The organism is Lacticaseibacillus hegangensis (genome assembly GCF_003946465.1).
Taxonomy (GTDB): Bacteria; Bacillota; Bacilli; order Lactobacillales; family Lactobacillaceae; genus Lacticaseibacillus; species Lacticaseibacillus hegangensis.
The window spans coordinates 1-9089 of the sequence record NZ_RHOL01000054.1 but is presented as its reverse complement, the minus strand read 5'-3'; the positions used below and the strand labels follow the sequence as shown (position 1 = coordinate 9089).

Genomic DNA, 9089 nt, shown 5'->3' with positions numbered 1-9089 from the left:
AACACAGAAGTTAAGCTTCTCTACGCCGAGAGTAGTTGGTGGGTGACTGCCTGCGAGGGTAGGAAGCTGCCGCGCTTTATATGATGGAGGATTAGCTCAGTTGGGAGAGCGTCTGCCTTACAAGCAGAGGGTCACAGGTTCGAGCCCTGTATCCTCCATTGGATCTTTGATCCAGCCCAGTTTTTTGCGGAAGTAGTTCAGTGGTAGAACGCCACCTTGCCATGGTGGAGGTCGCGGGTTCGAATCCCGTCTTCCGCTGTTGCCTTAGGCAGCAAAATTGAATAATGCACCCATAGCGCAACTGGATAGAGTGTCTGACTACGAATCAGAAGGTTGTAGGTTCGACTCCTACTGGGTGCATCCTCGGGAAATAGCTCAGCTTGGTAGAGCACCTGGTTTGGGACCAGGGGGTCGCAGGTTCGAATCCTGTTTTCCCGATAGGGCGAAGGTCATCGTCCTAGTAGCATTTTCGCGGTGTAGCTCAGCTGGCTAGAGCGTCCGGTTCATACCCGGGAGGTCGAGGGTTCGATCCCCCCCGCCGCGATCGACTTGGACCTTTAGCTCAGTTGGTTAGAGCAGGCGGCTCATAACCGCTCGGTCGTAGGTTCGAGTCCTACAAGGTCCATCGCCTTTGCAGTGAGGACCGAAAAAGTTTAATATTAACGTTATCGCGGGATAGAGCAGTCTGGTAGCTCGTCGGGCTCATAACCCGGAGGTCGTTGGTTCAAATCCAGCTCCCGCAATTGGTTCCATGGTCTAGTTGGTTAGGACGCCTGCCTGTCACGCAGGAGATCACGAGTTCGAGTCTCGTTGGAACCGGTGTCGGCTCGGTAGCTCAGTTGGTAGAGCAATGGATTGAAGCTCCATGTGTCGGCAGTTCGATTCTGTCCCGCGCCATCTCCGCTGACACGCGGGTGTAGTTTAGTGGTAAAACCACAGCCTTCCAAGCTGTTGTCGCGAGTTCGATTCTCGTCACCCGCTGGATCGATTTTTGGGCCTATAGCTCAGCTGGTTAGAGCGCACGCCTGATAAGCGTGAGGTCGATGGTTCAAGTCCATTTAGGCCCATTGCGGCAAAAGCTGCATAAATTGAATAGTAAAATGGAGAAGTACTCAAGTGGCTGAAGAGGCGCCCCTGCTAAGGGTGTAGACGGGTCATACCGTGCGAGGGTTCAAATCCCTCCTTCTCCGTTGATGGCCCGTTGGTCAAGTGGTTAAGACACCGCCCTTTCACGGCGGTAACATGGGTTCAAATCCCGTACGGGTCATGGGGTTATGGAGAATTACCCAAGTGGCTGAAGGGGACGGTCTTGAAAACCGTTAGGTGGGTCAAACCACGCGAGGGTTCGAATCCCTCATTCTCCTTTTAACATTATCGCGGGATAGAGCAGTCTGGTAGCTCGTCGGGCTCATAACCCGGAGGTCGTTGGTTCAAATCCAGCTCCCGCAATTACAATTGAATATTGTTGGTTCCATGGTCTAGTTGGTTAGGACGCCTGCCTGTCACGCAGGAGATCACGAGTTCGAGTCTCGTTGGAACCGTTAATGGCTCGGTAGCTCAGTCGGTAGAGCAATGCATTGAAGCTGCATGTGTCGGCGGTTCGATTCCGTCCCGCGCCATTTATGGAGGATTAGCGAAGAGGCTAAACGCGACGGACTGTAAATCCGTTCCTTCGGGTTCCTAGGTTCGAATCCTAGATCCTCCATTTTTTATAGGGATATAGTTTAAAGGTAGAACTACGGTCTCCAAAACCGTCAGTGTGGGTTCAATTCCTACTATCCCTGCTTTTCTTATTATGGCGGATTTGGTGAAGTGGTTAACACACTGGTTTGTGGATCCAGCATACGTGGGTTCGATTCCCACAATCCGCCCTTGATTGGGATATAGCCAAGTGGTAAGGCAACGGACTTTGACTCCGTCATGCGCTGGTTCGAATCCAGCTATCCCAATTGCGAAGAGCAACTCCTGGCGGTGTAGCCAAGTGGTAAGGCAAAGGTCTGCAAAACCTATATGCGTCGGTTCGAATCCGATCACCGCCTTCTTGGACAAGCCAAGAGAAATTCTAATATGCCGCTGTGGCGGAATTGGCAGACGCGCCAGACTCAAAATCTGGTTCCAGCAATGGAGTATCGGTTCGACCCCGATCAGCGGTAGACAGACCCTTGCAGGGGTCTTTTTTTTTACCAGATGACAAACTTGTTATGTAAATTTCAGTCCATAGGTGGATGGTTTCAGTAAGGTTTCTGTTAAACTTAACGTTATGAAGGCCTGAAAATTGCTCGCGGGCATTAGTGTCGTATACTGTAAATAAACAAGGCGTTGGGAGGCGTAAAGATGAACATCGGGATTTTCACTGATACCTATTTTCCTCAAGTGAGCGGTGTTGCGACGTCAATCAAAACGCTGAAAGATGATCTGGAGCGGAAGGGGCATTCCGTCTACATTTTCACCACGACGGATCCTCATGTGTCTGACGATGCGGTGGAGCCCAATGTGTTTCGCTTTGCTAGCGTCCCCTTTGTGTCCTTTACGGACCGCCGAGTTGCAGTCCGGGGGCTGTTCCATGCCTATTCTGTGGCCAAAGAGTTGCAGCTGGACTTGGTCCACACGCAAACTGAGTTCTCTATGGGCTATATCGGGAAGTTTGTGGCGCGCCAGCTCAAGGTGCCAACGGTGCACACGTACCACACCATGTATGAGGACTACCTGCATTACGTGATGAATGGGCATCTCCTGCGACCGTATCACGTGAAGCAGTTCATGCGGGCTTACCTCTACCATGTGACCCAGGTGATCACGCCGTCGACGCGCGCCAAGCAGTCACTTTTGGGCTATGGCATCAAAACCCCAATGACGGTCATCCCAACGGGCGTCGACCTGACGCAGTTCAAGGCCGCCAAGAATCCGCACCTTCGCGAATCCCTGGGCCTCAGCGACGTGCCCGTTTTGCTGTCGTTGTCCCGAGTGGCGTATGAAAAACGCATCGACAAAGTGATTGCCGCGATGCCAAGTGTTCTGGCAGAGGTGCCAAACGCGGTGCTGCTGGTTGTCGGTGATGGGCCAGCACGGGAAGACCTTGAGCACCAAGCGCAAAACCTGGGCTTGGGTCAACATGTGCGGTTCATCGGGCAGATCGATCATGCGGATGTGCCCGACTACTACCGGGCGGCTGATATTTTCGTTTCTGCCAGCGATTCCGAGTCGCAGGGCCTGACTTACATCGAAGCCCTGGCGGCGGAGCGCAAGGTGGTGGCGCTGGCAGCCACTTACACCAATAGTCTGCTTGATGATCCGGCTATTGGCACGACTTTTACTACCCAAGGGGAAATGGTTCATCAGCTGGTCAACTATCTTGAACATCCTCACGCCTTTGATGATCCGGCACCGCGGGAGGCAAAACTGCGGGCAATTTCCGCGGACTTGTTCGGCGACCGAGTACTTAAAGTCTACGCACAGGCGCAGGAGCGGTTTGACGAAGAGATGGCCGAGGAAGCGGAGCGGCTTGACGAACCATCGATGAAAGGATAAACATGCTCGATATTCATATGTTCTCCTCAGCGGATAAGGTCGCGGGCCAAGGCGTCGGCGCCGTGTACACGGAATTGATTGCCCTATTGCGCAAGTATTTTCCTACCGAGTTTAAAATCAGCATCAATAAATATTCTCCAAGCCTGGTCAGTCATTACCACACGATCGACCCGGCCTTTTTTGCTTCCACCTTCAGTAAGCGGCGCGGCCAGAAAATCGGCTACGTGCACTTTCTGCCAGACACCTTGGATCAAAGTCTGCGCCTGCCTGGGGTGGCTCGGTGGACGCTGGACAAGTACACGATTGCCTTCTACAAGCGAATGGACCGGCTAGTTGTCGTCAACCCGAACTTTATCCCTAAGCTTGCGGCGTACGGCATTGACCCACACAAGGTGACGTTCATTCCCAACTTTGTCTCCCGGGAGACGTTCTATCCGGCGACCGCCGAGCAAAAGGCGATGCTTCGCAAAAAGCACGGGGTCGCGCAGGACGCCTTCGTGGTGTTCGGTGCCGGCCAGGTCCAGGACCGCAAAGGCGTCGATGATTTCATTGGCCTGGCGAAGCGCAACCCGCAGATGCAGTTCATCTGGGCTGGCGGCTTCTCGTTTGGCATGATCACCAACGGCTATGACCACCTCAAGGGCGAAGTCGAAAACGCGCCAGCCAATCTGAACTTCACTGGTATTGTGCCGCGTGATGAGATGGTCGACTACTACAATATCGCGGATGTCTTCTTGCTCCCGTCGTTTGATGAGTTGTTTCCGATGTCGGTGCTCGAGGCGTTTTCGACCGGTACGCCTGTCATGGTGCGCGATTTGGCGTTGTATGATGAGATTATTAGGCCATACGCGATGATGGCCAAGGACCAGGCGGCGATGAGCGCTGGGTTGCAGGCACTGAAAAGTGACGCCACGCTTCGCGGCGAGTACACTGAAAAGGCCGAGCAGGCGGCGGCGACTTATTCCGAGGACCGCTTGGCGCGGGTCTGGCACGACTTTTACCTGGCCCAGGCTAAAATCGGAGCACAGCGCAGATGAGCCGCGGGAATAAAATCGCGGCACTGGTCATGGTCCTGTTTGGCGTCGGCATTTTTGCCTTCGAGATGCGGACGGTCGACCTGCGTGCTGTGATCCACAGTCTTGCGACGATGAACCTGTGGTGGCTGCTGGGCGGCCTGCTGGTGATGGTTGGCTCCTGGGTCGTCGAAAGTTTCGTCGTGCGAATGTTTGTTGAGCATGACGGTGAGCGGCTGAGTTTTAAGTCCGCGTTTCGCGTGCCGCTGGTCGAGCAACTGTTCAACAACATCACGCCGTTTGCGTCCGGCGGCCAGCCGGCTCAGCTTGTCGCCTTGATGCAAGCGGGGGTGGAAGGCGGTCGGGCCAGCTCAGTGCTGTTGATGAAATTTATCGTGTACCAGTTCATGGTGCTGATCAATTTTGTCTTTACTCTGATTGTTGGCTTCAATCAGGTGGCCAGCCGCTTTGGCGCGCTGTCTTTGCTCATCGTCTTCGGGTTTGTCATCCATGTGACTGTGATCATCGGGCTGCTGCTGGTGATGTACTATTACCGCTTCACCAAAAAACTGGTCGCCTGGTTTGTCCACATTGCAGGGTGGTTCATCTCTGATGAACGTCAGGCACGGCTGCAGGCGAAAATGGACGAAAAAATCGACACCTTTTATGCGGAGAGCCTGCATCTGAAGCAGGCTAAGCAAAAAGTCCTCAAGGCGTCCGTTCTGACTTTTATTCAGCTGCTGCTTTACTATTCGGTGCCGTATTTTGTGTTGCGAAGCTTTGGCATTGCGCATGTCAGCCTCGTCGAAGTGATGGTCATGCACGTGATGATTGTCATGATCGTGTCGCTGTTTCCAATCCCTGGCGGCACTGGCGGCGCGGAGTACAGTTTCAAGACCCTGTTTTCGACGTTCGTGCCTGGCCAGGCACAGCTGGTGCTGGCGATGCTGCTTTGGCGGCTGCTGACGTATTACCTCGGGATGCTGCTTGGGGGTGTGGCCTTGGCAGTCACGCCGGACCGGATGGCTCAGCCCGCGAAAACGAAAAAAATGCGATGACGCGGGATTTGGGTCCCCATAATGCGGAATTTTATGGTACGCTATGACAGAATAGAAAGGGGCCGCGTATGAAAAGCTCACAATTAGTAGCGATTATTAAACGCTTAGAAGCCATGCAGGAATCCGAGGACGGTTCAGTGCAGTCGCGCCGCTTTGAAAAAGAGGGCGTCGAAAAAGGGGAAGTTACCTTCGACCCAGCCACTGAGACTTACTCGCTTGAAGAAATGGCAACGCATCAGAAGTTTGAGTTTGACGACATCGACCTGGCAGCCATCGAGATTTACGATCTGCTGGATGATTCCGAGGACTAGCCGATTTGAGCCGGGCTTGCCCGGCTTTTTGTATGCTCTGGATTTAATGTCATTAAGATGGCGTTAAATCCAAGGTGCGCGGGGTCGCTTGAATTGTCATTGGTTTGCCGATTGTGTAGACTTACCATTGTGTTCATGTACGTGTTTATCATTAACTATCTGGAGGAACTGTATGAAGTCGATCGGCGGTAAAATTCGCGGATTTTTTAATACCCGTTTAGGTTTTTCTGTCTTGGCCATTGCACTGTTCTGGGCGAAGACCTATTGGGCATACAACACCAAATTTAACCTGGGCGTCAAGGGTCAGATGCAGCACCTGCTGTTGGCGTTGAATCCACTGCCGACCACTATCTTGCTGTTTGGCTTGGCGTTTTATTTGAGTGGCCGTAAATCGTATATTACGATGCTGATCATCGACTTTCTGACCTCGCTGTGGCTGTTTGCCAATGTCTTATATTACCGCGAGTTCTCGGACTTTCTGACGTTTGCGTTGATCAAGGATTCCGGCTCAGTGTCCAACAATCTCAGCAAAGGTGTGTTAGGCATTTTGCAGCCAACGGACTGGCTGGTCTTCCTTGACCTCGTCGTGCTGATCGTGCTGCTGGCCACGCACCTGATCCGAATCGACCTCCGGCCGATCAAGAAGCGGTTTGCCCTCGGTGTGACCATCATGGCGCTGTTTATGATTGGCGCAAACCTGTCAATGGCGGATTCCGACCGGTCAGGGCTGTTGACCCGCACGTTTGATAATAATTACATCGTCAAGTACCTGGGGCTGAATGCCTACACCGTCGTCGATGGCGTGAAAACCGCCCAGACGTCTGCGGAAAAGGCGAATGCCAAGGCGTCAGACCTCGATTCCGTCTTAGCCTACGTCAAAAATCACCAGGTATCCAAAAATGTTAGTTACTACGGTAAGGCCAAGGGGAAGAACGTCTTCATCATTCACTTGGAATCGTTCCAGCAGTTTCTGATTGATTACAAGTGGGATGGTCAGGAGGTCACCCCCAACCTGAATAAGATTTACCATGAGAACAACACCCTGAGTTTTGACAACTTCTTTAACCAGGTCGGCCAAGGCAAAACCGCCGATGCCGAAATGATGCTGGAAAATTCCTTGTTTGGTTTGCCTGAAGGTTCGGCGATGAGCACGGATGGCACCTCGAACACGTTTCAGGCGGCGCCGGCGATCTTGGATCAGCAGGGTTACACGACGGCGGCGGCGCACGGGGATGTTCCAAGTTTCTGGAATCGCGATAATACCTATAAGTCCTGGGGTTACGATTACTTCTTTTCCAAGCAGTACTTCCCGAAGGTCAAGGATGGCGAGGTTGGCTACGGCATGAAGGACAAGCTGTTCTTGAAAGACGCTGCCAGTTATGTGGAGCAGCTGCCGCAGCCTTTTTACGCGAAGCTGATTACGGTGACGAACCATTACCCGTACACGCTGGATAAGAAGAATCAAACCATCAGCAAGACGGATACCGGTGATAAAACGGTTGATGGCTACGTGCAGACGGCGCACTATCTGGATCAGTCGATTGGCGAGTTCATGGCCTGGCTGCAAAAGAGCGGGCTGGATAAATCGAGCATGGTTGTTTTCTACGGCGACCATTACGGCATTTCTGATAATCATAAAAAGGCCATGGCCAAGCTGACCGGAATCAAGGACTTTAACGATTACAACAATGCGATGTACCAACGCGTTCCGTTTATGATTCACATGGATGGTCTTCAAGGCGGGATCAACCACACTTATGGTGGTGAAATCGATTTTCTGCCGACCCTGCTTCATTTGCTTGGTGTCGATACGGCGAACAACGTGATGTTTGGGACTGATTTGCTTTCTGCTCAGCATGATCAGACTGTGGCATTCCGAAATGGCGACTGGGTCACGCCGACGATCACCAAGGTGGGCAGCAGTTACTACAGCACCGGCAGTGGCAAAGAATTGAAGAATCTGTCACGCAGCCAGAAGCAGGTCATCGACACGGCGACTAACAAAGTCACGACAGAACTGTCGTTGTCTGATCGTGTCCTGAATGGCGATCTGCTCAGATTCTACACGCCTTCCGGGTTCAAGAAGGTTGACAAGACGAAGTACAATTATAACTTGAAAAAGGCGCAGGCCAGCCTCAAAAAAGCCCAGCAGGCAGGCACGAGTGCACTGGCTAAAAACGGGGGCAAGTCGTATGACGCCGACTATGTCACCGATGCGCCAGAGCTTGCGAACAATGGTAGTGGTAGCAGTAGTAGTAGCAGTGCTAGCAGCAGCTCTGCTTCCAAATAGCGGTGACTCACAAGACCTCCGAGTAACTCGGAGGTCTTGTTTGCAGAGTCACGAGTTTTGGAGTATGCTAATCGCAGCTGAAGAATCATTCTAATGTAGGTGAAAAAATATGGAAGAAACTGTGTATCACCAAACGATTGCCCAGCTTAAGGCCAATAAAATTCGGGTGACGCCACAGCGTGATGCAATCATTAAGTATTTGATTGCTAGCGAGGCGCACCCGACGGCCGAGAAGATTTACGCGGCGCTTTCGCCGCAGTTTCCGCACATGAGTGTGGCGACGGTCTACAATAATCTTATACTGCTTGCGGATCTTGGGCTGATTGAAGAGATGAACGTTGGCGACATCGCGACTCATTTTGATTTCGCCCTGGTGCCCCATTACCACGTAATTTGTCGCAACTGCGGTAAAATTGTCGATTTCAGTTATGATAAGTTGACAGATGTGGAAGCGGTGGCTGCAGCCAAGACGGGCTTTCTCGTTGATGGCCATCATCTTGAGGTTTATGGCTTGTGCCCAGAATGCCAGATCAAGCTGGGTAAGACCACAGCTAAGGCAAAAAACGGTTAGATAATGAATAAATCCGAACGGGAAAGATGAATCTTTATTCTCCGTTCGGGTTTATTTTTTTGTCTCGTCATTGGCTGATTAATGGTTGACGAGACCGCTTCATAGCTGGTAAGATACTTGTTGTTGTCAAAAGCAGGCTGATTGGAATCGCACGACTGTTTATTCAACTAATGAATATTTAGTCAAAGCCATGTTGACAACGGTATGTTCGATAGATATACTGTTAAGGTTGTCTTTTGGACAAGGTAGTCCTTTGAAAACTGAACAAAGTTTCGTAAATGTGATAGGGCTTTTCAATGAAAGTTGAAAAGAATTAAT

6 protein-coding genes and 23 tRNA genes are annotated in these 9089 nt (G+C 51.8%); all 29 read left to right on the top strand.

The window, feature by feature from the left end:
- Positions 1 to 85 precede the first annotated feature (85 nt).
- The 29 genes from EKM86_RS12000 to EKM86_RS11860 all read left to right on the top strand — a co-directional run bounded on the left by EKM86_RS12000 (position 86) and on the right by EKM86_RS11860 (position 8771).
- Positions 86 to 158 (top strand) — tRNA-Val (locus EKM86_RS12000).
- A gap of 28 nt (positions 159 to 186) precedes the next feature.
- Positions 187 to 258 (top strand) — tRNA-Gly (locus EKM86_RS11995).
- 28 nt (positions 259 to 286) lie between these two features.
- Positions 287 to 360 (top strand) — tRNA-Arg (locus EKM86_RS11990).
- A gap of 4 nt (positions 361 to 364) precedes the next feature.
- Positions 365 to 438, top strand: a tRNA-Pro gene (locus tag EKM86_RS11985).
- A gap of 32 nt (positions 439 to 470) precedes the next feature.
- Positions 471 to 544, top strand: a tRNA-Met gene (locus tag EKM86_RS11980).
- A gap of 7 nt (positions 545 to 551) precedes the next feature.
- A tRNA-Ile gene (locus tag EKM86_RS11975) sits at positions 552 to 625 on the top strand.
- Between the two features lie 44 nt (positions 626 to 669).
- Positions 670 to 743: transfer RNA gene (locus tag EKM86_RS11970), tRNA-Met, on the top strand.
- 2 nt (positions 744 to 745) lie between these two features.
- Positions 746 to 819, top strand: a tRNA-Asp gene (locus EKM86_RS11965).
- A 5-nt stretch (positions 820 to 824) separates the two neighbouring features.
- Positions 825 to 897 (top strand) — tRNA-Phe (locus EKM86_RS11960).
- A 13-nt stretch (positions 898 to 910) separates the two neighbouring features.
- A tRNA-Gly gene (locus EKM86_RS11955) sits at positions 911 to 981 on the top strand.
- Between the two features lie 12 nt (positions 982 to 993).
- Positions 994 to 1067, top strand: a tRNA-Ile gene (locus tag EKM86_RS11950).
- A 35-nt stretch (positions 1068 to 1102) separates the two neighbouring features.
- Positions 1103 to 1190: transfer RNA gene (locus tag EKM86_RS11945), tRNA-Ser, on the top strand.
- A 5-nt stretch (positions 1191 to 1195) separates the two neighbouring features.
- Positions 1196 to 1267: transfer RNA gene (locus EKM86_RS11940), tRNA-Glu, on the top strand.
- 9 nt (positions 1268 to 1276) lie between these two features.
- Positions 1277 to 1364: transfer RNA gene (locus EKM86_RS11935), tRNA-Ser, on the top strand.
- Between the two features lie 11 nt (positions 1365 to 1375).
- Positions 1376 to 1449: transfer RNA gene (locus EKM86_RS11930), tRNA-Met, on the top strand.
- Positions 1450 to 1467: 18 nt separating this feature from the next.
- Positions 1468 to 1541 (top strand) — tRNA-Asp (locus tag EKM86_RS11925).
- A gap of 5 nt (positions 1542 to 1546) precedes the next feature.
- Positions 1547 to 1619: transfer RNA gene (locus EKM86_RS11920), tRNA-Phe, on the top strand.
- 5 nt (positions 1620 to 1624) lie between these two features.
- Positions 1625 to 1705, top strand: a tRNA-Tyr gene (locus EKM86_RS11915).
- A gap of 8 nt (positions 1706 to 1713) precedes the next feature.
- Positions 1714 to 1784, top strand: a tRNA-Trp gene (locus EKM86_RS11910).
- A 14-nt stretch (positions 1785 to 1798) separates the two neighbouring features.
- Positions 1799 to 1871: transfer RNA gene (locus EKM86_RS11905), tRNA-His, on the top strand.
- A gap of 6 nt (positions 1872 to 1877) precedes the next feature.
- Positions 1878 to 1949 (top strand) — tRNA-Gln (locus tag EKM86_RS11900).
- A gap of 18 nt (positions 1950 to 1967) precedes the next feature.
- Positions 1968 to 2039 (top strand) — tRNA-Cys (locus tag EKM86_RS11895).
- A 30-nt stretch (positions 2040 to 2069) separates the two neighbouring features.
- A tRNA-Leu gene (locus EKM86_RS11890) sits at positions 2070 to 2153 on the top strand.
- A gap of 181 nt (positions 2154 to 2334) precedes the next feature.
- The gene (locus tag EKM86_RS11885) at positions 2335 to 3528 is read left to right on the top strand and encodes a glycosyltransferase family 4 protein (RefSeq protein ID WP_125758281.1); all 1194 of its coding nucleotides are present in this window, start codon (positions 2335 to 2337) and stop codon (positions 3526 to 3528) included.
- A gap of 2 nt (positions 3529 to 3530) precedes the next feature.
- On the top strand, positions 3531 to 4565 hold the full coding sequence (locus EKM86_RS11880) for a glycosyltransferase family 4 protein (RefSeq protein WP_125758279.1): 1035 nt from the start codon (positions 3531 to 3533) through the stop codon (positions 4563 to 4565).
- Complete coding sequence (locus EKM86_RS11875; protein ID WP_125758277.1) at positions 4562 to 5599, top strand: lysylphosphatidylglycerol synthase transmembrane domain-containing protein; 1038 nt, start codon at positions 4562 to 4564, stop codon at positions 5597 to 5599. Before EKM86_RS11880 ends, EKM86_RS11875 begins: the two co-directional genes overlap by 4 nt.
- A gap of 68 nt (positions 5600 to 5667) precedes the next feature.
- Positions 5668 to 5910 carry a YkuJ family protein gene (locus tag EKM86_RS11870; RefSeq protein ID WP_125758275.1) on the top strand — a complete coding sequence of 81 codons (243 nt, stop codon included), beginning with the start codon at positions 5668 to 5670 and terminating at the stop codon, positions 5908 to 5910.
- Between the two features lie 172 nt (positions 5911 to 6082).
- On the top strand, positions 6083 to 8200 hold the full coding sequence (locus EKM86_RS11865) for an LTA synthase family protein (protein ID WP_125758273.1): 2118 nt from the start codon (positions 6083 to 6085) through the stop codon (positions 8198 to 8200).
- Between the two features lie 109 nt (positions 8201 to 8309).
- Positions 8310 to 8771, top strand: a complete 462-nt coding sequence (locus tag EKM86_RS11860; protein ID WP_125758271.1) for a Fur family transcriptional regulator — start codon at positions 8310 to 8312, stop codon at positions 8769 to 8771.
- The last annotated feature ends 318 nt before the right edge of the window (positions 8772 to 9089 follow it).

What these genes read in the sequence shown, in the direction of transcription:
- EKM86_RS11885 (WP_125758281.1), top strand. Translation starts at nt 2,335, where the DNA reads ATGAACATCGGGATTTTCACTGATACCTATTTTCCTCAAGTGAGCGGT.
- EKM86_RS11880 (WP_125758279.1), top strand. Translation starts at nt 3,531, where the DNA reads ATGCTCGATATTCATATGTTCTCCTCAGCGGATAAGGTCGCGGGCCAA.
- EKM86_RS11875 (WP_125758277.1), top strand. Translation starts at nt 4,562, where the DNA reads ATGAGCCGCGGGAATAAAATCGCGGCACTGGTCATGGTCCTGTTTGGC.
- EKM86_RS11870 (WP_125758275.1), top strand. Translation starts at nt 5,668, where the DNA reads ATGAAAAGCTCACAATTAGTAGCGATTATTAAACGCTTAGAAGCCATG.
- EKM86_RS11865 (WP_125758273.1), top strand. Translation starts at nt 6,083, where the DNA reads ATGAAGTCGATCGGCGGTAAAATTCGCGGATTTTTTAATACCCGTTTA.
- EKM86_RS11860 (WP_125758271.1), top strand. Translation starts at nt 8,310, where the DNA reads ATGGAAGAAACTGTGTATCACCAAACGATTGCCCAGCTTAAGGCCAAT.